25 protein-coding genes and 1 pseudogene are annotated in these 22,685 nt (G+C 68.4%); 13 read left to right on the top strand and 13 right to left on the bottom strand.

All coding sequences use genetic code 11. The features are described from left to right. Positions 1-31 precede the first annotated feature (31 nt). From FHU38_RS03655 to FHU38_RS03635, 5 genes are all read left to right on the top strand, one after another. Positions 32-748, top strand: a complete 717-nt coding sequence (locus FHU38_RS03655) for a helix-turn-helix transcriptional regulator (protein ID WP_313886656.1) — start codon at positions 32-34, stop codon at positions 746-748. Continuing rightward, complete coding sequence (locus FHU38_RS03650) at positions 741-1,844, top strand: hypothetical protein (RefSeq protein ID WP_167166482.1); 1,104 nt, start codon at positions 741-743, stop codon at positions 1,842-1,844. The genes FHU38_RS03655 and FHU38_RS03650 overlap by 8 nt, the downstream gene beginning before the upstream one ends. Next, positions 1,841-4,489, top strand: a complete 2,649-nt coding sequence (locus FHU38_RS03645; protein ID WP_167166480.1) for a multicopper oxidase domain-containing protein — start codon at positions 1,841-1,843, stop codon at positions 4,487-4,489. Before FHU38_RS03650 ends, FHU38_RS03645 begins: the two co-directional genes overlap by 4 nt. A gap of 299 nt (positions 4,490-4,788) precedes the next feature. Then, the gene (locus FHU38_RS03640; protein WP_167166478.1) at positions 4,789-4,953 is read left to right on the top strand and encodes a hypothetical protein; all 165 of its coding nucleotides are present in this window, start codon (positions 4,789-4,791) and stop codon (positions 4,951-4,953) included. Between the two features lie 370 nt (positions 4,954-5,323). Beyond that, on the top strand, positions 5,324-6,433 hold the full coding sequence (locus FHU38_RS03635) for a M23 family metallopeptidase (RefSeq protein ID WP_167166476.1): 1,110 nt from the start codon (positions 5,324-5,326) through the stop codon (positions 6,431-6,433). A 29-nt stretch (positions 6,434-6,462) separates the two neighbouring features. On the opposite strand, the gene FHU38_RS03630 is transcribed toward FHU38_RS03635, so the two are convergent. Next, entirely contained in the window at positions 6,463-6,888 is a 426-nt protein-coding gene (locus tag FHU38_RS03630) for a DUF6292 family protein (protein ID WP_167166474.1), read from the bottom strand. A gap of 224 nt (positions 6,889-7,112) precedes the next feature. On the opposite strand from FHU38_RS03630, the gene FHU38_RS03625 reads away from it, so the two are divergent. After that, the gene (locus tag FHU38_RS03625; protein WP_167166472.1) at positions 7,113-7,535 is read left to right on the top strand and encodes a hypothetical protein; all 423 of its coding nucleotides are present in this window, start codon (positions 7,113-7,115) and stop codon (positions 7,533-7,535) included. Positions 7,536-7,596: 61 nt separating this feature from the next. Here FHU38_RS03625 and FHU38_RS03620 read toward each other — a convergent pair whose 3' ends face one another. The 4 genes and pseudogenes from FHU38_RS03620 to FHU38_RS03605 all read right to left on the bottom strand — a co-directional run bounded on the left by FHU38_RS03620 (position 7,597) and on the right by FHU38_RS03605 (position 10,740). Then, the gene (locus FHU38_RS03620; protein WP_167166470.1) at positions 7,597-9,876 is read right to left on the bottom strand and encodes a heavy metal translocating P-type ATPase; all 2,280 of its coding nucleotides are present in this window, start codon (positions 9,874-9,876) and stop codon (positions 7,597-7,599) included. 59 nt (positions 9,877-9,935) lie between these two features. Beyond that, a pseudogene (locus tag FHU38_RS03615) lies at positions 9,936-10,205 on the bottom strand (hypothetical protein); the annotation flags it as partial. 17 nt (positions 10,206-10,222) lie between these two features. Then, the gene (locus tag FHU38_RS03610; protein ID WP_167166467.1) at positions 10,223-10,429 is read right to left on the bottom strand and encodes a heavy-metal-associated domain-containing protein; all 207 of its coding nucleotides are present in this window, start codon (positions 10,427-10,429) and stop codon (positions 10,223-10,225) included. A 29-nt stretch (positions 10,430-10,458) separates the two neighbouring features. Then, positions 10,459-10,740 (bottom strand): metal-sensitive transcriptional regulator, encoded by a 282-nt coding sequence (locus tag FHU38_RS03605; protein WP_167166465.1) that lies wholly within the window; start codon positions 10,738-10,740, stop codon positions 10,459-10,461. A 163-nt stretch (positions 10,741-10,903) separates the two neighbouring features. On the opposite strand from FHU38_RS03605, the gene FHU38_RS03600 reads away from it, so the two are divergent. Next, positions 10,904-11,725 (top strand): SAM-dependent methyltransferase, encoded by an 822-nt coding sequence (locus FHU38_RS03600; RefSeq protein ID WP_167166463.1) that lies wholly within the window; start codon positions 10,904-10,906, stop codon positions 11,723-11,725. 23 nt (positions 11,726-11,748) lie between these two features. Here the strand turns inward: FHU38_RS03600 and FHU38_RS03595 are convergent, their stop codons facing one another. The 4 genes from FHU38_RS03595 to FHU38_RS27120 all read right to left on the bottom strand — a co-directional run bounded on the left by FHU38_RS03595 (position 11,749) and on the right by FHU38_RS27120 (position 14,668). Then, a complete protein-coding gene (locus FHU38_RS03595; protein WP_167166461.1) occupies positions 11,749-12,909 on the bottom strand; it encodes an FAD-dependent oxidoreductase in 1,161 nt (386 codons plus the stop codon). Then, positions 12,906-13,523: a TetR/AcrR family transcriptional regulator gene (locus tag FHU38_RS03590; protein ID WP_167166459.1), complete on the bottom strand. Its 618-nt coding sequence runs from the start codon at positions 13,521-13,523 to the stop codon at positions 12,906-12,908. The genes FHU38_RS03595 and FHU38_RS03590 overlap by 4 nt, the downstream gene beginning before the upstream one ends. A 114-nt stretch (positions 13,524-13,637) precedes the next feature. After that, positions 13,638-14,246, bottom strand: coding sequence for a class F sortase (locus FHU38_RS03585; RefSeq protein WP_167166457.1), 609 nt, complete (start codon positions 14,244-14,246; stop codon positions 13,638-13,640). A gap of 5 nt (positions 14,247-14,251) precedes the next feature. Next, positions 14,252-14,668, bottom strand: coding sequence for a hypothetical protein (locus FHU38_RS27120; RefSeq protein WP_243852188.1), 417 nt, complete (start codon positions 14,666-14,668; stop codon positions 14,252-14,254). A gap of 19 nt (positions 14,669-14,687) precedes the next feature. On the opposite strand from FHU38_RS27120, the gene FHU38_RS27115 reads away from it, so the two are divergent. Beyond that, positions 14,688-15,017: a hypothetical protein gene (locus FHU38_RS27115; RefSeq protein ID WP_243852187.1), complete on the top strand. Its 330-nt coding sequence runs from the start codon at positions 14,688-14,690 to the stop codon at positions 15,015-15,017. A gap of 327 nt (positions 15,018-15,344) precedes the next feature. Next, positions 15,345-17,174, top strand: a complete 1,830-nt coding sequence (gene recQ, locus FHU38_RS03575) for a DNA helicase RecQ (protein ID WP_167166455.1) — start codon at positions 15,345-15,347, stop codon at positions 17,172-17,174. Here the strand turns inward: recQ and FHU38_RS03570 are convergent. Further along, positions 17,164-17,784, bottom strand: a complete 621-nt coding sequence (locus FHU38_RS03570) for a DedA family protein (RefSeq protein ID WP_167166453.1) — start codon at positions 17,782-17,784, stop codon at positions 17,164-17,166. The two genes, recQ and FHU38_RS03570, sit on opposite strands and share 11 nt — an antisense overlap. A 368-nt stretch (positions 17,785-18,152) precedes the next feature. On the opposite strand from FHU38_RS03570, the gene FHU38_RS26910 reads away from it, so the two are divergent. Further along, positions 18,153-18,476 carry a hypothetical protein gene (locus FHU38_RS26910; protein ID WP_208415538.1) on the top strand — a complete coding sequence of 108 codons (324 nt, stop codon included), beginning with the start codon at positions 18,153-18,155 and terminating at the stop codon, positions 18,474-18,476. A gap of 76 nt (positions 18,477-18,552) precedes the next feature. On the opposite strand, the gene FHU38_RS03560 is transcribed toward FHU38_RS26910, so the two are convergent. Then, the gene (locus FHU38_RS03560; protein ID WP_167166451.1) at positions 18,553-19,299 is read right to left on the bottom strand and encodes a 3'(2'),5'-bisphosphate nucleotidase CysQ; all 747 of its coding nucleotides are present in this window, start codon (positions 19,297-19,299) and stop codon (positions 18,553-18,555) included. Between the two features lie 109 nt (positions 19,300-19,408). Between FHU38_RS03560 and FHU38_RS03555 the strand changes: the two genes are divergently transcribed. The 3 genes from FHU38_RS03555 to FHU38_RS03545 all read left to right on the top strand — a co-directional run bounded on the left by FHU38_RS03555 (position 19,409) and on the right by FHU38_RS03545 (position 21,450). After that, the gene (locus FHU38_RS03555; RefSeq protein WP_167166449.1) at positions 19,409-19,879 is read left to right on the top strand and encodes a nuclear transport factor 2 family protein; all 471 of its coding nucleotides are present in this window, start codon (positions 19,409-19,411) and stop codon (positions 19,877-19,879) included. A 60-nt stretch (positions 19,880-19,939) separates the two neighbouring features. Beyond that, positions 19,940-21,064, top strand: coding sequence for a sulfotransferase family protein (locus FHU38_RS03550; RefSeq protein ID WP_167166447.1), 1,125 nt, complete (start codon positions 19,940-19,942; stop codon positions 21,062-21,064). Positions 21,065-21,180: 116 nt separating this feature from the next. Then, on the top strand, positions 21,181-21,450 hold the full coding sequence (locus FHU38_RS03545) for a hypothetical protein (RefSeq protein WP_167165463.1): 270 nt from the start codon (positions 21,181-21,183) through the stop codon (positions 21,448-21,450). A gap of 30 nt (positions 21,451-21,480) precedes the next feature. Here FHU38_RS03545 and FHU38_RS03540 read toward each other — a convergent pair whose 3' ends face one another. Beyond that, a complete protein-coding gene (locus FHU38_RS03540; protein WP_167166445.1) occupies positions 21,481-22,164 on the bottom strand; it encodes a metal-dependent transcriptional regulator in 684 nt (227 codons plus the stop codon). 74 nt (positions 22,165-22,238) lie between these two features. Further along, positions 22,239-22,670, bottom strand: coding sequence for a GNAT family N-acetyltransferase (locus tag FHU38_RS03535; RefSeq protein ID WP_167166443.1), 432 nt, complete (start codon positions 22,668-22,670; stop codon positions 22,239-22,241). Positions 22,671-22,685 lie beyond the last annotated feature (15 nt).

The following is a 22,685-nucleotide window of genomic DNA, read 5'->3' as shown; positions in this document are numbered from 1 at the left end:
ACTCCCGGCCCGATTAACTACAGTGATAGCCGTGGAAAAAGCGGAGCGGATGGGGCCGTCACCGGTTCGTGCACGGCCGGACGGCAGGCCGATGTCCGGTCAACGCGGCTTCGTCCTCGAACACCTGCAGCGGCGCGCCGAGCCCGCAACCATCGCGGTTCTCGCGGCCGAGCTGCACGTACACCCCAACACGGTGCGCGAGCACCTCGACGCCCTCGTCGAGGCAGGGCTCGCCGTGCGGGAGCGGGCACACAGTGGCGGTAGGGGCAGGCCCGCGTGGACCTATTCCGCCGCGCCCGACAGGGCGGAGCCCGACCCCCGTGTGCGCGAGTACGCGGGACTGGCCACCGCGCTGGCAGCGCACCTCGCGCGCACCAGCGCTCGACCCGCTGAGGACGCGCTGGAAGCAGGGCGGGCGTGGGGCAGGGAGCTGGCCACCGAACGCGACGGTGACCCCGGCTCATCGGCCTCGTCATCGGCCTCGCCCGCGCGGGGCCGCCGCCGCGTGCTGGACCTGCTCGACGAACTGGGCTTCGACCCGAAGGCCGACACGAGAGCGACCACGGCCGCGCTGCGGCGCTGCCCGCTGCTCGACGCGGCACGGCGCTACCCCGAGGTCGTCTGCCAGGTGCATCTGGGGATCGTGCGAGGCGCGATGGAGGTCTTCGGCGGCGACGAGGAACGGACGGCGCTGCTGCCGTTCTCCGAACCCGGCGCCTGCAGATTGCGGCTGATGACCCGTGACTGACTCGCGGGTGCTTACGACCGCGCTGCTACTCGGCGGCGGGATCGCGCTACTGCTGGGACTCGACGCTGCACTGCTGCTGCTCGATCTGCCCGCCCCGCTGCGCTGGTCCCGATTGGCCGAGGTACACGGCATGTTGCTGGTGCTCTCGTTCGTCGGCACCCTCGTCGCACTCGAACGCGCGATCGCGCTCGGGAGGTGGTGGAGCCTGCTGTCCCCCGCTTTCCTCGGCGCGGGCGGACTCGCGCTGATCTCGCCCGCGCCGTTGTGGTTGGGCGGGTGGTCGCTGGTGCTTGGCACTGCGGTCCTCGTCGCCAGCTATCTCCCGCTGTGGGCGAGGCAACTGGCACTGCCGGTGCTGGTCCAGGCCGGTGGCGCCGTGCTGGCCTGCGGTGCTGCGCTGCTGTGGCTCGGCGGGGTCGAGGTGCCCGCGTTGCTTCCCTGGCTGGCGGGCTTTCTGGTGCTCACCATCGTCGGCGAGCGGATGGAACTGGCACGGGTCGCGGTACGTGCCGCCCGCGTTGAGGCGACGGTCGTCGCGCTGTGCGCGCTGGCCGCGGCGGGGGCACTCGCCTCGCTGCTGTGGGCAGGACCCGGACACGCGCTGTTCGGCGCGGCGCTGCTCGGCCTCGCGGGCTGGCTGGCGCGTCACGACGTCGCGAGGCATACCGTGCGCGCGAGCGGGCTGCCCCGGTTCACGGCCAGCTGGCTGCTCGCGGGCTACGCATGGCTGGCTGTGGCGGGCGCGATCTGGTTGCTCGCACCGGACTGGACGACCGGCCGTACGTACGACGCGGTGGTGCATGCGGTGTTCCTCGGCTTCGTGATGTCGATGGTGTTCGCGCACGCGCCGGTCATCCTTCCCGCGGTGCTGCGTCGGCCACTGCCGTACCGGCCCGTGCTGTACCTGCCCGCGGTCCTGCTGCACGGCTCGCTGCTGCTTCGCGTGCTGCTCGGTGACCTGCGCGGCCAGGGCTGGGCATTGCGGGCGGGCGGCGCGCTCAACATCGTCGCGCTGCTGCTGTTCGTCGTCGTGGCGGCCGCACTGGTGCTCACCCCAAGGACGAAGGCCGCGCAGGCCACGGTGAGGCAACCATGAGCCGGATGTCCTGGCACCTGCGCACGGGGACGGTCGTCGCCACGTGGCTGGTGGCCGTGGTGTTGGCGGCGCTGCTACACCGGTCCCTGCCCGTGTCAGGCTGGCTGCTTGTCCACCTGCTGGGGCTCGGTGCAGCGGGAAACGCCATCCTGATCTGGTCCTGGCATTTCGCCACCGCCCTGCTGAAACTGCCCGACACCGTCATGCGGCGTGGCCAGGGAAGCCGGCTGAGCCTGTTCAACGTGGGCGCCGTGGCGGTGGTGGCCGGTGTCGTCGCGGGCAACTGGCCGGTGGTGCTGGCCGGTGGCGCCGCCGTGGCCGCGGTGGCGTGCTGGCACGCGGTCGCGTTGCTGCGCAGGATGCGCGCGGCGCTGCCGTCCAGGTTCGGGACCACCGTGCGCTTCTACATCGCCGCGGGGGCCGCACTCCCCGTGGGTGTGACACTGGGCGTGCTGATGGCACGCGGCGGGTTCACCGCCGAGGCGCACGCCCGGGTAGTCGTGGCGCACGCGGTGCTCAACCTGCTCGGCTGGATCGGACTCACCGTCATGGGCACCCTGGTCACGCTGTGGCCGACGATGCTGCGCACCCGCATCGCCGAAGGAGCGCAGCGAACGGCCACCCGGATGCTGTGGGTACTGATCGCCGGGCTCGTGGTCGCCGCGGCCGGTGCGCTCGCGGGTGCTGGCGTGCTCGCCGCCGCCGGTCTGCTGCTCTATCTGGCCGGGCTGGTGGCGATGGCGGTGCCACACGTCGAGGAGGTGCGGCGCAGGGCCCCGGTGGAGTTCTCCACGGCCTCCGTGCTCGCGGGTGTTACCTGGCTGGCGGGCTCGCTGGTGTGGCTGGCCGCCGTGCTCGCCACGGCGCGCGACGACTCAGCCGTGGCGGAGCACGTCGACACTCTCACCACGCCGCTGCTGGCCGGGTTCGCCGCGCAGGTGCTGCTCGGCGCGCTCACCTACCTGGTGCCAGTGGTGCTGGGAGGCGGGCCCACGACGGTACGGGCGAGCTCTTCGACACTGGAAACGGCAGGCCCGGCACGGGTGGCGGCCACAAACGCGGGCCTGCTGCTTTATGTGCTGCCGGTACCGAGCCTGGTGCGGGTGCTGGTCTCGTTGGTCGTACTCGTCGCCATGGCGTCCTTCCTTCCGCTGCTCGTCCGTGCCGTACTGGTGGCGCGCGCGAGGCGGGACGAACCGGTCCGCCCTGCGGGACCGCCCCCACGGGTGCCCTCGCGGCGAAGGGCCGGGGTGGCGGCGATGGGACTGTCGGCGGTGATGCTGGCGACCGCGGGCGGCGTGGCCCTCGATCCGGCCGCCGCGGGCGTGGCGCAGGGTCCACCAGCCCATGGCGACGTGGCCGCTACTGGACAGACCACCACCGTCGAGGTCCGGATCAAGGGCATGCGGTTCGTCCCCGGTGAGGTGGAGGTTCCCTCGGGCAACCGGCTCGTGGTCGTGCTGCGCAACACCGGAGACAACACCCATGACCTCGTGTTGGAGTCCGGCGCCCGCACGCCGAGAATCGGACCGGGCGAGCAGGCCACGCTGGACGCCGGTGTGGTCGGCCGTGACATCGAGGGCTGGTGTTCGGTCGCTGGACACCGGCAACTGGGCATGGTGTTGAACGTCAACGTCGTCGGTGGCGAGGAACGGTCGAATCACGACGCGGGACACCTCGCCAACCCCGGCGCTACCGGAACTACCGACAGCGCCGACGGCACCGCCACCGGCGAAGCCGCCGCAGAGAACCAGGCACGAGGGCCGGATCTGGCAGCCGGGCCCGGCCCTGGGTTCGCCGCCCGTGATCCCAGGCTGCCGCCTTCGCAAGGCGCGGGCGTGCACAAGCTGACGCTGCGAGTACGCGAAGTGGAGCGCGAGGTCGCGCCCGGTTTCACGCAGCGGCTGTGGACGTTCAACGGCACCGCGCCAGGGCCGACGCTGCGCGGCAAGGTCGGTGACGTCTTCGACATCACCCTCGTCAACGACGGGTCAATGGGTCACTCCATCGACTTCCATGCGGGCGCGCTCGCTCCCGACCGTCCGATGCGGACGATCCAGCCCGGGCAGTCCCTGACGTACCGGTTCACCGCCACCAGGGCGGGGATCTGGCTGTACCACTGCTCGACGATGCCGATGTCACTGCACATCGCCAACGGGATGTTCGGCGCGGTCATCATCGACCCGCCCGGGCTGCCGGCCGTTGACAGGGAATACGTGCTCGTGCAGTCGGAGATGTATCTCGGGCGGCGCGGCGCTGTCGCCGACGCGGACAAGCTGGTCGCGCAGCGGCCTGACCTCGTGGTGTTCAACGGTTACGCCAACCAGTACGACCACGATCCGCTCCGGGCGAGGGTCGGCGAGCGGGTGCGGTTGTGGGTGCTCGCCGCGGGACCGCAACGTGGCACCGCCTTCCACGTCGTGGGCGGTCAGTTCGACACCGTATGGAAGGAAGGCACCTACCTGCTACGCGCCGGGCCGGATGGCGACACCGGAGCGCAGGTACTCGACCTTGCTCCCGCGCAGGGCGGGTTCGTCGAGCTGACCTTCCCAGAGGCGGGGCACTACCCGTTCGTCACGCACGCGATGGTGGACGCCGAACGCGGCGCGCACGGGGTGGTACAGGTCAACCAAGGCCAGCGCTGACCCTCCCGCCCGCGAGTCCCCCGCTCCCGCCCGCGAGTCCCCCGCTCCCGCCCGCGAGTTCCGCACTCCGGCCACTACGCCCGGCCACACCCCGACCGCGCGATCCCGGGCAGGTGAACGAACCGCGATTCGGCGAGCGCAGCCACTCCTGTTCCGGCACGCTCACCTCGGGGGGCTGCTCTCGAAACGAGCGTCGTGCACCGGACCAAGTAACCGATCGCGCTGCGCTGATCCGACGAGCGGTCCGACCGGCCAGCGGAAGCGGCGGAGGGGTCGCAGGCCGAAGGGAGAGGGGCACGATGGAGTCGGACAAGGATTTCCTCAACAGGCTCGACCAAGAGGTGCAGAAGGCGCACGTCGCGATCGCCGAGCTGCACGATCGGGCGATCGCGACGATGCGCCGCAAATGGAATCAGAATGAAGCGGACGGCGACACCGAGGAGCAGCGCCGCGACGGCGAGTGAGGTGCCGTCCGGGGACGACCGCCACGTTCGGTAGAGCCTGTTGGCAACCCCGCGCTACCGAAGCTGGCTCGGTTCGGTGCTGGCATCCCGGCATCGTCGCCCACGTCTGACGTAGGCCGAAGGCGCCCGCCGCTACCCCGGCCGGAGCGCGCCTGAATTCCTACCAAGTCAGGCATCAGAACCGCTTCGCTCAGTATGCGGTCAAGCACGCAGCGCAGTATTGTGGCACCAATGTGACCGAATTGTTGTGGTGCAGCTCAAATCCTATGGATTAGTCGCGCTCACTGACGCATAGTCACCATGCCCCCGACCCGGGCGTGCGTCATCCCCCGACTTCGGCGCGCGCCCCTGACTGTCATTGGAGCCACACATGGGTGTGCGCATTCCGCTGTCCCGAGGCGCGCCTGTGGCGTTGCTGATCATCATCGCTCTCGTCGGTGCACTCGGGAACACTCTCGCCTCCGGTGCCCAGGACAGCCTCGCTGATGACATCGCGGCCGCCGAGGCCGAGCTCAGCGCGGCACAGGCAGAGCTGGCGAGGACCTACGAGAAGTTCACCACGGCGCAACAGCGACAGCAGCAAGCGAGCAAGGCCGCCGCCGACGCAAGGGCCAAGGCGGACACCGCCCGCGCGGAGTCCGAAGCCGCGGCGCAACGGGTACAGCAGTTACAGCACAAGGTCGACGAGTTCGCCTCCGCCAGCTATCGGCAGGGCAGCACCGTCGGCTCGGTCACCGCCTACCTCGGCTCGGCAAGCCCCACGGACATGCTGGCGAGGGCCTCGCTGCTGAACGCGATCGGCAGCGAGCAGCTCGACGTACTGGACGGCATGCGAAAGGCGATGAACGAGCGGGCCGCTGCCGACAAGGAGGCGCAGGCCGCACTCCAGCGCGCCACCGACAACGAGGCGGCAGCGGCACAGGCCAAGTCCGACGCCGAGGCCGCGCACCGTGATGCCGTGGCGCAGAAGGACAACGCGCAGGGCACCATCGACGAGCTACTCGCCAGGAAGGCCGCGCTGCAGGCGCAGGCCGCGCAGGCCGCTGCGCCCGCGCCCGCTGAGGCCGCACCCGCCGCCGCGCCCTCGGTTGGTTCCTCCGGTGTGGTGCTGCCCGCACAGGGCACCTTGACGTCCACCTACGGGATCCGGTGGGGAACGGTGCACTACGGCATCGACATCGCCAACAGCATCGGCACGCCAATTCTCTCCACCATGGCCGGTGAGGTGATCTCCTCGGGCCCGGCCAGTGGCTTCGGCCTGTGGGTGCGGGTGCGGCACGACAACGGACTCATCACCGTCTACGGCCACATCAACGAGTCACTGGTGTCAGTCGGGCAGCGCGTCGGCGCAGGTCAGCAGATCGCCACGATGGGCAACCGCGGCGAGTCCACCGGTCCGCACCTGCACTTCGAGGTGCACGAGAACGGCAACAAGATCGACCCGCTCGTCTGGCTTCGCAGCCACGGCGTGTCCATCTGAGCCGAGGAGTGGCGTCATGCCCGTGGCCGTCAGCTCGGGACGGTCACGGGCATGGCGTACTCCGCCAGCCGCGACGGCAGATCGTCCGGCGCTTCCGCCACACGCAGTGCGGGCGCGTCCAGCAGCCCAACCCGCTCGCCCTGCATCACCCGCTTGGCGAACCTCGCCACCTCACCGGGCTCCGGCAGGATGTCCGCGCTGAGGTAACCCTGCACGAGCAGGTCTTCTCCGCAATGGGCCTCCACGGCGACGGCCCAACCGTTTTCCTCATCCCAGATCAACGCCACGTCCCTGCCAGGGAACCGAGGAAGGCTCCCCTCGACAGCCAGATACGCGTTTGCCGGTGGCTCCAGCTGCACACAGGAACAATCGCCGACCAGCTCGAGTGCCTCCCGCACCAGGCGAACGTAGCGTCGCAGCCCTTGCGCGGGAGCCCCGTGAAACTCCAGATCCATCTTTCGTCACCGCCGCTGTACGGCCCCGGGTACGAGCTGCTCTCCTGCCCTGTTCCACCCGACGCGGCCCGTACGTTACGTCGATAGGGGCAACCCACAAGGGGTCAAAAGGCCCCAAGAATATCTACATTGCGCAGTGAAGATTGAATCAAGAAGACATTAAAGATACTCTTGATCGTTGAATGTAGGCACTGCGGTACCCGCGCAGGGAGGAGTGAGCGAGAATGGCGCTGGACAGGGTCTGGATTCGCACGCTCGGTGACGGGTTGATCCGGGCCGATCAGGTTATCGGCATCAGTACCCACCGCACGCCCGCCCTATCCGGCAAACGTGGTAGGTGGTTGCTCACCGCCGCCCTTGGGATGCCCGCGGGCAGCGGTTCCTCGGAGGGGTGGGATCTGACGAACCTGCATCGCACGCTCGCTCAGGCCGACGCGGAGCCTAAGCACGCTCCCGAAGCACTCGCCCAGGTACTCGCCAGGTTCAGCACATCCGGCACCGCGGGGATCCTCACCCCGGTCGTTGCCGACTCGGCGCGCGGCGAGGTCCGCTTCGACTTCACGCCGTTCGACGGCGGCAATGGCAATGGCAACGGCAACGGCGCTCCGCTCACCAGGGTCATCACCCGCGACTCGGTCGGGGTGTGAACTGACGGCAGGGCCCGTCGAACCGCTCATCACGGTTCGACGGGCCCTGCCGAACGTGTGCTCAGCGGAAGCCGCGCAGCCGCAGGCTGTTGCTGACCACGAACACCGAGGAGAACGCCATGGCGGCCCCCGCGATCATCGGGTTGAGCAAGCCCGCGGCCGCCAGTGGTAGCGCGGCCACGTTGTAGGCGAACGCCCAGAACAGGTTGCCCTTGATCGTGCGCAGGGTGCGCCGGGCGAGCCGGATGGCGTCGGCGGCCGCACGCAGGTCGCCGCGAACCAGCGTCAGGTCGCTGGCCTCGATAGCGACATCGGTGCCGGTGCCCATGGCCAGTCCGAGATCGGCCTGTGCGAGCGCGCCCGCGTCGTTGATGCCGTCTCCGACCATGGCGACCACCTTGCCATCGCCCTGCAGTCGCTTGATCACATCGACCTTGTCCTGTGGCAGCACCTCGGCCACGACCTCGGAGATCCCGACCTCGGCAGCGACCGACCTGGCTACGGTCTCGTTGTCGCCGGTGAGCAACACCGGGGTGAGGCCGAGTTCGCGCAACCGCGCGATCGCCTCCGAGGAGGTGGGCTTGACGGTGTCGGCCACGGCCAGCACCGCGCGAGCCGCGCCGTCCCAGCCCACGGCCACGGCGGTGCGTCCTCGCGCCTCCTCCTCGGCCTTCGCCTCAGCCAGTTCGCTCGGCAGCCGCAGGCTCCACTGCTCGAGCAGCCCGGTCCGGCCCGCGATCACCGCGTGGCCATCGACAACGCCCTGCACACCGAGCCCTTCGGTGTTGCTGAACTCCTCCACCTCACCCAGGTCACCGAGCCGCTCCCTTGCGCCGTCGGCGATGGCCCTCGCGATGGGGTGTTCCGAAGCGTTCTCCAGCGTCCCGGCCAGCCGAAGCGCCGTGTCCTCGTCGGTGCCTTCCGCGACGTGCACCCCGACCAGCGCCATCCGGCCGGTGGTGACGGTGCCGGTCTTGTCGAGCACGACGGTGTCGATGCGCCGGGTGGACTCGAGCACCTCCGGCCCCTTGATCAGGATGCCGAGCTGTGCGCCCCTGCCGGTCCCCACGAGCAGTGCCGTGGGGGTGGCCAGGCCGAGCGCGCACGGGCAGGCGATGATCAACACGGCGACGGCCGCGGTGAACGCCGCCGATGCCCCGACCCCGGCACCCAGCCAGAACGCCAGCGTGCCTACCGCCAGCGCTATGACGATCGGCACGAAGACCGCGGAGATGCGGTCCGCCAGCCGCTGTACCTCGGCCTTGCCCGTCTGTGCCTGTTCGACCAGCTTGGCCATCTGCGCCAGTTGGGTGTCCGAGCCGATTCTGGTGGCACGCACCACCAAGCGCCCACCTGCGTTGACGGTGGCGCCGACGACCTGGTCGCCGGAGGACACCTCAACCGGTACCGACTCGCCGGTGAGCATGCTCGCGTCCACCGCCGAGCTGCCCTCCTCGACCACGCCGTCGGTGGCGATCTTCTCGCCCGGCCGCACCAGGAACCGGTCACCGACCGCCAGCCGGTCGACGGGGACACGTTCCTCCCTGCCGTCGCGCAGCAGCGTGACGTCCTTCGCACCCAGCTCCAGCAACGCGCGAAGGGCCGCGCCCGCGCGTCGCTTGGACCTCGCCTCGAAGTAGCGCCCGGCGAGGATGAACATCGTCACCCCGGCGGCCACCTCGAGATAGATGTTGGCCCCGCCGCTGGACCGCTCGATGGTCAGTTCGAAGGCGTGCGTCATGCCGGGCATCCCCGCGCTGCCGAACAGCAGCGCGTACAGCGACCACAACAACGCCGAAAGGGTGCCCATCGAGATGAGCGTGTCCATGGTGGCCGAGCCGTGTCGCAGGTTCGTCCACGCGGCCTTGTGGAAGGGCCATGCCGCCCACACCACGACGGGCGCCGCCAGCGTGAGCGAGATCCACTGCCAGTAGGTGAACTGCAACGCCGGGATCATCGCCAGCAGGATCACCGGCACCGCGAGCACCACCGAGCCGACCAGCCGCTGCCGTAACGAACGCAGCTCGTCGTCCTCGCCCCTGCCCGTGTCAACCTCGCCCTCGACCCGCTGCTCGGCGGGCGTCGGCAGCTCCGCCGAGTAACCAGCGGCCTCGATCTCCTCGATGAGCCTGTTCGGTTGTGTGCCTTCGGGGTAGCTGACAGTGGCCTTCTCGGTGGCGTAGTTGACGGTGGCGCTGACGCCGTCGAGCTTGTTGAGCTTGCGCTCGATGCGCATGGCGCAGGAAGCGCACGTCATGCCGCTGATGGCCAGTTCGATCTCGTGCTCGGCCGCACCTGACACCGGCTCGATCCGCGATGTCCCCGATGTCTCCGATGTCATCGAGCGCCTCCTTGCACCGTCGGCCCCGTGGCGCGCGCGGGCGCGGCGGTGGCCGGTAACGAGAACTCGGCTGTCATGCCCTCGGTGGGCGTCGTGCCGGTGGGCGGGAGGTGATATCCGCCCCTGGGTGACGCCGATCCGCCGGGCTGGTTGGGTCGTTCGCTCTCCGCGACGGTGCCGCTGTGAGTGTCCCCGTGCACGGCTTCCTCAGTACCGCGCGCGCCGGCAGCACCGGCGAAGGGACCGACAGCGGTGCCGATCGCCCAGCCGCCGACCGCGACCAGGGCGAGCGCCACACCGTAGGCGGAGAGTCTCCCCGCTGTATTCATTTCTCTCCTTCAGGAGTTCACGCGCTGAGCTGGTAACCGGCCTCTTCGACCGCGGCGCGCACGTCGTCCACGCCGACCTCGCCGGTACTGCTGACCTTGACCCGACCGCTTTCCAGGTCTACCGAAACGTCGGTCACGCCCTCGATGGCGCCGACCTCCTCGGTGACCGACCGGACACAGTGTTCGCAGGTCATGCCCGTCACCGTGTACGTCGCCTCTGCCACGAAAACCTCCTCGTTAACTGGTGAACTGCTCAGGAGCGGACGAGCCTCGCGATCGCCTCGCTGGCCTCACGAACCTTCAGCTCGGCGGTTTCGCCGCCCTCTGCGATGGCCTGGGCGACGCAGTGCTTGAGGTGTTCGTCCATCAAGCCCAGCGACACCGACTGCAGCGCCTTCGTCGCGGCCGAGATCTGGGTGAGTACGTCGATGCAGTACTCGTCGTTCTCGACCATTCGCTGCAGGCCCCGGACCTGCCCCTCGATGCGACGCAGCCGCTTGAGGAAGGAATCCTTGTCCCCGGTGTATCCCCGCATGGCTTGTCTCCTTACTTGTGTAGCCAGCGCATTTATACCCTTGGGGGGTAGGGGTGTCAAACCTTCGCTTGCCGCCCGAATGTGACCGAAACCATGCTCGCGCCCCCCAGCCCGCACCACGGTGCTCACCACGCGTCACATCGCGAGACCGTACAGTTGTCCTATGGCCGACACGGAACCTTCTCCCGATCTCGAACGGCCGAGCGCGGGTCGCGTCTACGACTACCTGCTCGGGGGCACGAACAACTACGCGATCGATCGGGAGTTCGCCGAGCGGCAACTGCAACTGATGCCCGATATCCGTACCGGAGCGCTGGCCAACCGGGCCTTCCTCGGACGCGCCGTGCGCTACGCGGCCGAGCAAGGCATCCGGCAGTTCGTGGACATCGGCAGCGGCCTGCCGACACAGGGCAATGTGCACGAGGTGGCCGACGAGGTGGCGCCAGGCCAGGCGAAGGTCGTCTACATCGACAACGAGCCCATCGCACACGCGCATGCGCGCATCCTGCTCGAGGAAACCGCGGACCCCGATCGGCACCACGCCATCCACGGCGACTTCTTCGACGGCCCGCAGCTGTGGAAACGGGTCCTCGCCGAAGGGCTGCTCGACCCGGAGCAGCCAACCTGCCTGCTCGCGGTCGCACTACTGCATTTCATGGCACCGGATCAGCACCCCGAGACACCGCTGGCCTACTTTCGCGACCAGTTACAGCCGGGCAGCCTCCTTGTGATCTCCCACGGCAGTGTCGACCCGTCGGACGAGGCCGGTATGGCTGCCATGCAGCGAGTGTCGCGCAACTACTCCACGCAGTCGACCAACAGGGGCCAGTTGCGTACACGCGAGGAGATCGCCGAGTTCTTCGGCGACTTCGAACTTGTCGAGCCAGGCCTGGTTTGGCTGCCGCAGTGGCGTCCGGACTCGCCCGTACCCGACCGTCCCGAGCACAGCAGGTTGCTGTGCGGGGTGGGTAGGAAGATCCGCTGACCACCCCGCACCGGACGAGCGGCTCAGCCCTTCAGTTGCAGCCGTCGCTCCAGCAGGCGCGTCACCGGTGGCAGCGCGGCCATGCGCAACGGTAGGTCACGCAGCCACAACCGGACCGGGTCCGCCGGCGCGTACAGACCCTTCACCCTGCGGCCGAGTTTCTGTTTACGCTCGGCTTCGGGGCGCAACCGCGCCTCCCACGACGACAGCGCACCGCGCACGTCGGTGCCGTACCGCTCCAGCTCATCACCGAGCAGGTCGGCTCCCGCCACGGCGAGCGAGGAACCGAAACCCGCGAACAGCGTGACGCACCACGCCGCGTCACCGAGCAACACCACCCTGCCCCGGCTCCACCCGTCGACGACTCGCTGGCTGATCGCGTCGAAGTAGACAGAGTCCACCTTGTGCAGTTGGCCGAGCACCTCCGGCGCGGCCCATCGCATGTCCGCGTAGGCCCTCGGCAACGCGGTCAACGCGCCGTCGGCGAGTTCGGCATCGGGTCGATCGGTGCGGTAGCCGAAGAACGCGGCGCAGCGTCCGTCGCCGACGTGCACGATCGCCAACGTTCGACCCCCGACGGTGAGTGACGAGGTGGCGTCCTCGGCGACGCCGCCAGGCAGGCTTTCCATCATGAACACGCCCACCATGTGGCCGAGGTCGCGCCGGAACGTCTCCTCGCGGCCGAACACCAGCTCGCGAGTGGCCGAGTGCAGACCGTCCGCGCCGACCAGTAGGTCGGCCTCGACCACCGTGCCGTCGCTCAACGTCACCTTCACCGAATCGTCGTCCTGCTCCACGGCCTGCGGTGTGGTGGAGAAGCGAATCTCGACCCGCTCGCGCACGGCTTCGTACAGCACCCGCTCGATGTCCCCCCTGAGGATGTTCAGCGACCGCTCGCCCTGCATCGCACGCACGGTGTCGCGTGGAATCGTGAACCGCGTGCTGCCATCCGGCTTGACGTAGACGAGGTCGGTGGCGGGGATGGCACGCTCGCGCAAGCCGGCAAGGATGCCCATGCGTTCGGCCGCGTCGTAACCGATTCCCGAGAACACCACCGCATACCCGCTGTCGCGCAACGAAGGCGAGCGTTCGACAACCAGCGGCTCCCAGCCCGCCTCGCGCAGCCGCAGCGCGGTGGACAGCCCCGCGATGCCCGCTCCGACCACAATCACCTTGCCAGTCATCCCAGTTCCTCCTGTTTCGGGGTCAGACCTGCCGTGACGAGGTCGATCAGCAGGTCAGTGATAGCGGGGTAGTGCTTGCCGAGTTCGTCCGCGTGAGCGGGCAACAGCAACACCGCCCGTAGCACGCCGACGATCACCGCCGGGTCGGCGTCGATCAGCGCACCCTCGGCGCGGTGCCGCTCGACGAAGTCGTCGAGCGCGGTGACCGGGTTGTCCTCCAGCGCGCTCATCCGGTGCGGGTCCAGCTTGCGAGCCACCGCTCGCAGTTCCTCGGGGTGAGTCATGAGCCTTCGGTAGAGCGGGTTGTTGGACAGTTCCTCGATCGTCGCCCGCAGGAACAACCGCAGGCTGTCGCGCGCGTCGGCGCCGCGCAGCAGGGCGCCGTCGACCACCCGACTCTTGACCTGCCTCAACTGCCGCAGCAGCAGCTCAAGGTACAGCGCTTCCTTGGAGTCGAAGAACAGATAGAAGCTGCTCTTGGCGATCCCGGCTGGACGCACCAGGTCCTCGATCGACGTCTTGCGCAAGCCCTGAGTCGTGAACGCCCGCAGCCCCGAGTCGAGCAGCAGTTGGCTGATGTGCGCCTTCTCCTCCGCCGAGAACGCCGGGGGCATACGATCACCTCCTATGACTCTGTGAACGATCTGTTCGTTCGTTTTCAGACTACCACAAGAATCCGCCCCCACACCCGGCCGTCGAGGCCGGGCACGGGGGCGGTACGGGTTGGGTCAGGCCAGGTTCGCGTACACGATGACGTTGTCCTCATAGCTGTGCTCGGCGCGGTCGAACACGCCACCGCAGGTGATCAGCCGCAGTTGCGGCTTGTCGGTGTTGCCGTACACGGCCTCGGTGGGGAACTCCTCCTTCGGAACCTGCAAGGAGTGGTCCACGACGAACCGCAGCCGCTCACCGTCGCTGCGTTCCACAAGAATCTCGTCACCTGCCGCCAGTTCGTGCAGCCGGTTGAAGATGCCGGGCTCGCCGCCACCGTCCACGTGGCCGAGCACGATCGCCGGGCCGGTCTCGCCTGGTACCGGGGAAAGCCGATACCAGGCGGCCTGCATCGGATTCTCGGCGGGAGGAACAGCGATCTCGCCCTTGGTGTTGACCGCGACCGCAAGCAGCGACGAGTTCGCCCCGATCTTGGGAATGCTGACCTTGGTAGGCCTGAGTTTGTCGTAGGGCTTGGTCACCGGCACCGATGTCGGGGCCGACCGCTCGGCAGGGGGCGCGGGCTTCTCCGAAGACCCGCACCCGGCCGATGTCAGGGCCAGCAGCAGGGCGGCCACGACCGTGCCACCCCGCCGCAACTGGTGCCGTTTCGAGCGCGGGACCATCAAGTTCAGCCCCGTGCCGTGCCGCCGAAGCCGGTCTCGACGCCACCCCGCGGGGCGAACTCGACCTGCGCGTCACCGCCGTTTTCCTCCTGCCAGTCACCGGCGTCGTCAGAGCCCGGCACCGGGGCCACCGGAGCACCGCCGCCGGGGGCCTCACCGCCGCCAGGAGTTTCGCCGCCGCACTCCCAGTAGCCGACGACCTCGCCGCTCTTGAAGGTCAGGCCGTCCCGCAGCTGCACGAGATACAGCCAGTACCGGCCGTCCACCTCGTCCTGATGCGGACCTTCGAGGACCTCGAAGTCCGGCGACTCGAGATGCTTCGGCTCGCCCGCGGCACACGCGATGATCAGCAGCCCGATGCCGTTGTCGGGGTCTAGGTCGATGCCGTGTGCGACGTCGTCGACGTAGGGCGGCTCCTCCACACCCGGGTCGGGCTCGTCCGTGGGCGACGGCGCAGTGGTGGTCGTGGTCTCCTCGCCCGAGCCAGGAGGCGATGACGGTTCCGAATCCGGAACGCTCGGCGAAGAAGGGGACGGTTCCGATGACGGCGACGCCGAGGGCGACGACTCCGACGCGGGACTCGACGGCGAGGCAGGCGACTCCGAAGGTGCCGGCGACGACTCCGACACGGTGGTCGTGACCACGTCGGAAGGGTCGCCGTCGGTCTGCGCCATCGCGGGCGAGGCGACAGCCGTGAGGATCAAGGCGTTGGCGAGTAGCGCGCCCGCCAACCGGCGCATCGGATACCGCAAGGTTCAACTCCCAAAGTAAGCACAGTAAGCACGGGGTACTCGCTGATCGAGTACGGGATAGCCACCACGACCGGGTGACTCCGCGATCCTGCCCGACGACGCGGGGTAATGGAAACCAAAAGAATGTGAAAAGAATCAGCCGGAGATCGGCTAACAATGACCGCCACCGCAACGATGTCCGTTCCGACACGTCCGCGCGATAAAGCTACCATAACGAAACCGCAGCGAAATAACCGCGATTGATTCCGGGAAATCCTCGTCGCGGCGGACATTAACCGACCAAGACGTTTCCTCGTCATCCCTTGCCGCTCACCGGGGGCGGGTACTCGCGGGCTAGGATCGCCGGGTGATTTCGTCGGATCCGCTGCGGGTGCTGAAAGAGGTCTTCGGTTACGACTCGTTCCGCGACGGCCAACGCGAGATCGTCGACCATGTCAGCTCGGGCGCAGACGCGCTGGTGCTGATGCCGACCGGCGGCGGAAAGTCGCTGTGCTACCAGATCCCCGCGCTGGTACGCGACGGCGTCGGGGTCGTGGTCTCACCACTGATCGCGCTGATGCAGGACCAGGTCGACGCGTTGCGCCACGCGGGTGTGCGCGCAGGCTTCCTCAACTCCACCCAGGATCCCGACCAACGCCGCACGGTCGAGGCCCAGTTCGTCGCGGGCGAGTTGGACCTGCTGTACCTGGCACCTGAGCGGCTACGGCTGGAGAGCACCTACCGGCTACTCGACCGCGGAACGGTTTCGCTGTTCGCCATCGACGAAGCGCACTGCGTTTCGCAGTGGGGGCACGATTTCCGCCCTGACTATCTCGCGCTGTCGCAACTACACGAACGCTGGCCCGGCGTACCGCGCATAGCGCTCACCGCGACGGCTACCAGGCAGACGCACGAGGAGATCGCCACCCGGCTCGGGCTGGAGGCGGCCAAGCACTTCGTAGCCAGTTTCGACCGGCCCAACATCCAGTACCGCATCGTGGCGAAACGGGAACCGCGCGCCCAATTGCTCGAACTGCTTCGCACCGAGCATTCGGGCGACTGCGGAATCGTCTACTGCGCCACTCGCAAGGCGGTGGAGGAGACGGCGGAGTTCCTGACTCGCAACACGATCACGGCGCTGCCCTACCACGCCGGACTGGACTCCACCACTCGCGCGCGGCACCAGGCTCGCTTCCTACGCGAGGACGGACTCGTCATGGTCGCCACGATCGCCTTCGGCATGGGGATCGACAAACCGGACGTCCGCTTCGTCGCGCATCTGGACCTGCCCAAGTCGATCGAGAGTTACTACCAGGAAACCGGAAGGGCCGGTCGCGACGGGTTGCCTTCCACCGCTTGGCTGGCCTATGGACTGCAGGACGTGGTGCAGCAGCGCAAGCTCATCGACGGGTCGGACGGCGACGCCGCGCACCGGCGCAGGCTGGCCACACACCTCGACGCGATGCTCGCGCTGTGCGAGACGGTCGAGTGCCGCCGGGCGCGGCTGCTGGCCTACTTCGGACAGCACAGCGACCGGTGCGGCAACTGCGACACCTGCCTCACCCCTCCGCGCTCGTGGGACGGCACCGTCGCCGCGCAGAAGCTGCTGTCCACCGTGGTGCGGCTTCGCAGGGAGCGCGGGCAGAAGTTCGGCGCCGGCCAGCTCATCGACATCCTCCGTGGCAAGAAGACGGCCAGGGTCCTCCAGCACGGTCATGACAGTCTTTCCGTGTTCGGCGTGGGTATTGATCTCGGCGAGTCCGAGTGGCGCGCGGTGGTGCGGCAGTTGCTCGCGGCGGGCCTGCTAGCGGTGGAGGGCGAGTACGGCGCACTCGTCACCACGGAGGCCAGCGATGAGGTGCTGTACCGCGGCCGGGCCGTGCCGCTGCGCGCCGAACCCGAACGGCGGGCGCGTTCGGGCGGGGACCGTGCGGGCAAAGCAGCGGGCAAGGTAGCGGGCAAGGAAACCGTTCTCAGCGAGGACGACGCGCCCGTGTTCGAGCGACTGCGGGCATGGCGGGCGGCGACGGCCAAGGAGCAGGGCGTGCCCGCCTACGTCATCTTCCACGACGCGACGTTACGGCAGATCGCCACGCGACGGCCCGCGTCGTTGCCCGAACTCGGCTCCGTGAGCGGGGTCGGCCAGAGCAAGCTCACCAGGTACGGCGAGCAGGTGCTGCGCGCGGTCAACCCTTAGCACCCCGCCCGGCGCGGCGGCGCTTCACCAGCACGACGATCACCGTCACCACCACGATCAGGCCGAGCACGAGCCAGCCACCGAACCCGACGGCGTCCTCGAGCTCGCGCACGGCGGTTCCCGCCGCGAAACCCAGGCTGATGTGCAGGGCGCACCATGCCGATGCCCCCACGATCACGGCGGGCAGGAAGCCTCTCGGTGGCAATCCCGAAGCGCCTGCCGCGGCGGGCAGCAACGTTCGCAGCACCGGAAGGAAGATGGCGAACAGCACCGCGAGGGCACCCCTACGCCGCAGCACCGAAGTGGCTCGGTCCCACGCGTCGGCGCCGTATCGTCGCACCGCCTTGGTACGGCGCAACCTCGGCCCGAATCTCCTGCCCAGCAGGTATCCCACCGTGTCTCCCGCGACAGCCGACACCGTCGTCACCGACCACATGAGAAGGAACGACGGTGCGCCCGTGACCGTGGTACCGAGGATCAACAGGGCCGTCTCACCCGGAGCGATGAAGCCGAGGCCGAGCGTGCACTCGCCGAAAACGAGCAGGCCCGCGGCCGCGAGCAGGCCCGCCTGCGGCAGGCTCCGCAACCAGTCGAGCAGATCGGTGACCAATGTGAATGACCTTTCAACGCTCGAGAATTGGCGAACCTTCACTCCATCGAAGCATCCGAGAAACAGGAATGGCAACGGAAAGCATCCGGCCGGTACACCGATTACGGTTTCCGGGCATAACTTGATCGTGGCGAAATCACTCATCGTGACCGCAGCCACCTCGCAAAACCATGGTCAACGTCATCGAACCTCGGCGCGGCAGACACCGCCATTATTCCACCGGATCACCCTTTTTGGTGAAGCGACACGTCCACTCAGCCGCGCGTGCGAACCGGATTCACCCTTATAGTTTCTGGCGCGGTTGCGGTTGATCTCAAACAACCCGCAGCACCCTGATCGTCAAGACAAGCCGATAAGGAATGAGCAACGTGTTCAAAAAGACCGCATTCGTCGCGACAACCGCGGCCGGACTGCTGATGCTCGGCTCCCCCGCCTTCGCCTGGGAAGGTGATGACATCGAGGTCAACGAGTACCACAGCAACGACACCTACACCGCCCAGTACGGCCTCATCAACGTCAACGACGTGCTCAACGACAACAACATCGGCATCTGCGACAACAACGTCGGCGCGCAGATCGGCGACCTGCTGAACGGGGTCAGCGTCCCAGTTCTTTCCCCCGACGCGAACAGCGCGGGCTTCAACATCACCGAGAAGACCTGTGTCGCGGAGGCGCAGCAGACCGAGTACTGATCCGACCCAGCACCTCGCACTCCCTGGAAAAGGCGCGGGTGGGAGCCGATCACGGCACCCACCCGCGCTGCTGTTTCTACCTGGCGTGCTCACCGAGTGCGGCGAGCAACGGCTTGGCCAATTCCGGACGGCAGATCAGCAGGTCGGGAAGGTAGGGGTCCGGCGAGTTGTAGCGGAGCGCGGAACCGTCGATGCGACAGGCGTGCAGTCCCGCGGCCAGCACCACACCGACGGGCGCGGCCGAGTCCCACTCGTACTGCCCGCCGGCGTGCAGGTAGGCATCGGCCTCGCCACGTAGCACCGCCATCGCCTTCGCTCCGGCGGAACCCATGGGCACCAGCTCCGCGTCCACCGCCCCGGCGACAGCCGCCGCGAACGCGGGCGGACGCGTGTCGCTGACCAGTATCCGCGTTCGCCCGACGCGTGGGCTCTGCGCGACGATCTCGTCGCTGGCATAGACCCGGCCGAGGTCCGGCTGAGCGACCGCCGCGGCGGTGATGCCCTTTCCCGCCTCCCACAAGGCGACGTGCACCGCCCAGTCCGGCCGCTCGCCCAGACCGAACTCCCTCGTCCCGTCGAGTGGGTCGATGATCCAGACCCGGTCCGCCTGAAGGCGCGCGGAGGAGTCGGCCGACTCCTCGGTCAGCACGGCGTCTCCCGGCCGCTCCTGCGCGAGCCGCCGCAACAGCAGCTCGTTCGAAAGCGAGTCGCCGCGCTTGCCGAGCTCCTTCGGGCCGAGGTCGGCCGAGGTCGAACGTAGCTCGCGCAGCAACTCGCCTGCCTGCTGCGCCAGCCTTGCCGCCAGTCGTGCGTCAGTTGTCACCGCCCTAGCAAAGCAAGCCCCGCGAGCGACCCCGGCCCCGGGTCGCCACCGCGTCAGCGAACTGAAACAAGTTCTTGCAACGAGAAGCGAGCGCGGCCAAGCTTGGGCCATGGATCTCACCTCGCTGGAACAGATCAAGCGACTCAAGTACCGCTACCTGCGCTGCGTGGACCTCAAGCGCTGGGACGAGCTGTCCGACGTGCTCACCACCGACGCGACGGCCTGTTACGGAACCTCCGCCTACGGCGAGCCGCTGAGTTTCACCGGGCGCGACGCCATCCTCGGTTTCCTGAGGGACAAGCTCGGACCCGCCATCATCACCACGCACTTCGCCTCCCAGCCGGAGATCGACATCGACGGCGACACCGCCACCGGCACGTGGTGTTTCGAGGACACCGTGATCGCCACGGAGTACCGCACGGTGATCACGGGAGCCGCGTTCTACGAGGACCGCTACCGGCGCTGCTCCGACGGCGCGTGGCGGATCGAGCACACCGGTTACGAGCGCACCTACGAGGCGATGCTGTCGCTGGACGACCTGCCCAGCTTCCGGCTGACCACCCCTTTGACCGACAAGTAGAACAGGTTCTAATATCTGAGCCGACCGGCCCTCCTGGCCATTCCACAGGGAGCACAGCTGATGAGTGTGGGCACCGTGCGCGAGCTGCACGCCTCCGCCACGAAGATCACCGGGCTGGACGACTTCGGTGAGGACGACTACACCGACGGCCTCGAGGTGCTGCTGGAGTCCTACCAGCGCGAGGCGGGGCTTACCGAGGTGGGCGCGAAAATGAAGCGCGCGTTCCTGCGTGGTGCCCTCGTGGCCCGGCTGCTCAGCGAGCAGGCGTGGCGCAGTCACCCCGAGTACGCGACGGTGCCGATCGAGCGGCCGATCTTCGTGACGGGGCTGCCGCGCACCGGCACGACCGCGTTGCACCGGTTGCTGACGGCCGACCCGGCACATCAGGGTCTGGAGGTTTGGCTGACGGAGGTACCGCAGCCGCGTCCTCCGCGCGACACCTGGGCGGACAACCCGGTGTTCCAGCGGATTCAGGCCGGCTACGAACGCTTTCACGTGCAGCGCCCCGAGTTCATGGGCGTGCACGCCATGTCGGCTGACATGGTCGAAGAATGTTGGCAGTTGCTGCGGCAGTCGATGCGCTCGGTTTCCTACGAGTGCCTCGCGCACCTACCGACCTACTCCGAGTGGCTCGCCAAGCAGGACTGGACCCCCGCCTACCGCAGGCACAAGCGCAACCTCCAGTTGATCGGCCTGCCCGACCGCGACCGCCGCTGGGTGCTCAAGAACCCCAGCCACCTGTTCGCGCTGGATGCGCTCCTGGCGGTGTACCCGGACGCGCTGGTGATCCAGACCCACCGGGAGCCAAGTGTGGCGATCGCGTCGGTGTGCAGTCTCAACGCGCAGGCATCGTCGCGGTGGTCCACCGTCTACCAGGGCGAGATGGTCGGCCGCGACCAGCTCGAACTGTGGGCTCGCGGGCTGCGGACATTCACCGCCGAACGCGCGAAGCGCGACCAGAGCCGGTTCTACGACGTGGCCTACGACGACTTCGTCGCCGACCCGATCGGCACCGTCGAACGGATATACTCCCATTTCGGCCTGCCCCTGACCGATACGGCCACGGCAGCGATGCGCGCGATGCACGAGCAGAGCACCAGCGGCGCGAGCAGGCCTGCGCACACCTACGCCCTCGCCGACTTCGGCCTCACCGAACAGCAGGTCAACGAGCACTTCACGAGCTGAGCCCTCGCGAGTCCCCCGCTCCCGCCCGCGAGTCCCCCGCTCCCGCCCGCGAGTTCTGCGCTCACGGTAGCGGGCCAACAGCGCACTCCCGAACCAGCACACGCAGGAACTCGGCGGTGAGCGGGTCGGGGTCCGACCGCGTGTACGCGGCAAGTGTGCGCCGCACCGACGGCCTCGGTCGTAACACCCTGCCCTCGAAGTGCGGCGCGACGATGCTGGCGGGGACGAGTGCGGGCCCGCGCCCGGAGGCCGCGAGCGCCGGCACCGCCGCGCTCTGCTGGAGATTGCCGACGCCGGCCTGGGGGTTCGGATTCGCCGAACACGTCGACACCGAGCGGATGCGCATCGACACCTTCGACCTCCGCAAGCGCAGGATCATCCCGTGAAGCCCCCGCTACGACCCGGTGCGTAGGGAATCAGCGCACGGCGACCGAAAGCGCCTGCGCGATTTCCCTGCCGAGGGCGTGCGTGGCCGCCTCGGGTGGCTGGCCGACCTTGACCACGATGGACCCGCCGAAGGGTTGCCGTTCCATCACCTCGATGCGCTCGCCCAACTTGATCGAACGCTGTGCCAGGTATCGCAGCAGGTCGGGGTCGGTGTCCCAGACCCGCACGATCTCACCGACCGCGCCGGTGGGCAGTTCCTCCAGCAGTCTGGTTGACAGTTCCTCGATCGAACCGTCGATGGCGGGGATGGGGTCGCCGTGCGGGTCACGCACCGGGTTGCCGAGTTTGTTGGCGATCCGCTCGACGAGGCGGTCGGAAACGACGTGTTCCAGTTGGTCGGCCTCGGAATGCACCTCGTCCCAGGTGTATCCGAGTTCCGACACCAGGTAGGACTCGATGAGGCGGTGTCTGCGCAGCACGGCCCGCGCGAGCAGTCTGCCCTCCGACGTCAACTCGATGCCGCGGTAGGGCACGTGCTCCACCAGCCCCTGCTGCGCGAGCTTCGTGACCATCCCCGACGCCGAGGACGGACTCACCTCGAGCCTCCCGGCCAGTGAGGTGTTGGTGACGGGCTCACCACGCTCGGCGAGGCCGTATATCGCCCGCACGTAGTCCTCGATCGACGCCGATCGACGGTTAGCGCCATCAGACATGTCACCTACGATACGGCGACCGGCCGACCAGGCGGTCGCGCGGCGTGGCCACGCTCCCGGCGAGGCCTGTCACTTCACCCGCGCCAGCGGTATCGCACCCAGCCGGGAACGGGCTCCGCGCCGAGTTGCGTGTAGAACGCCAATGCCTTGTGGTTGTCCTCGCGCACGTCCCACTCGATCCGCCCGCCGGTGCGGGCACGCAACTCCGTGAGCAGTTCCCTGCCCAGTCCCATGCGGCGGAACCGGGGCCGCAGGTAGATGTCGTCGAGCCAGATGCCGGGCCGGGCTTCCCAGGTGGAGAAGATCCACGAACACAGCGCCATTCCAGCCACCTCGCCGTCGGTCTCCGCGACGAGCACCCACGCCTTCGGGTCGGCACCGAACAGGTGCCGCGCCATGTCCGCCCTGTCCAGCCGCAACTCCTCGTTGCCCTCGTAGCGCGCGTGCTCCTCGATGAGCGAGCAGATTTCCTCGATATCGGTGGCGATCGCGTCTCGTACCGGCATTCCGACACACTATCG

This window comes from Saccharomonospora amisosensis (genome assembly GCF_011761185.1).
In the GTDB taxonomy this organism is placed as follows: domain Bacteria; phylum Actinomycetota; class Actinomycetes; order Mycobacteriales; family Pseudonocardiaceae; genus Saccharomonospora_A; species Saccharomonospora_A amisosensis.
The sequence above is the reverse complement of the archived record's forward strand: the minus strand, read 5'-3'. Positions and strand labels throughout refer to the sequence as shown.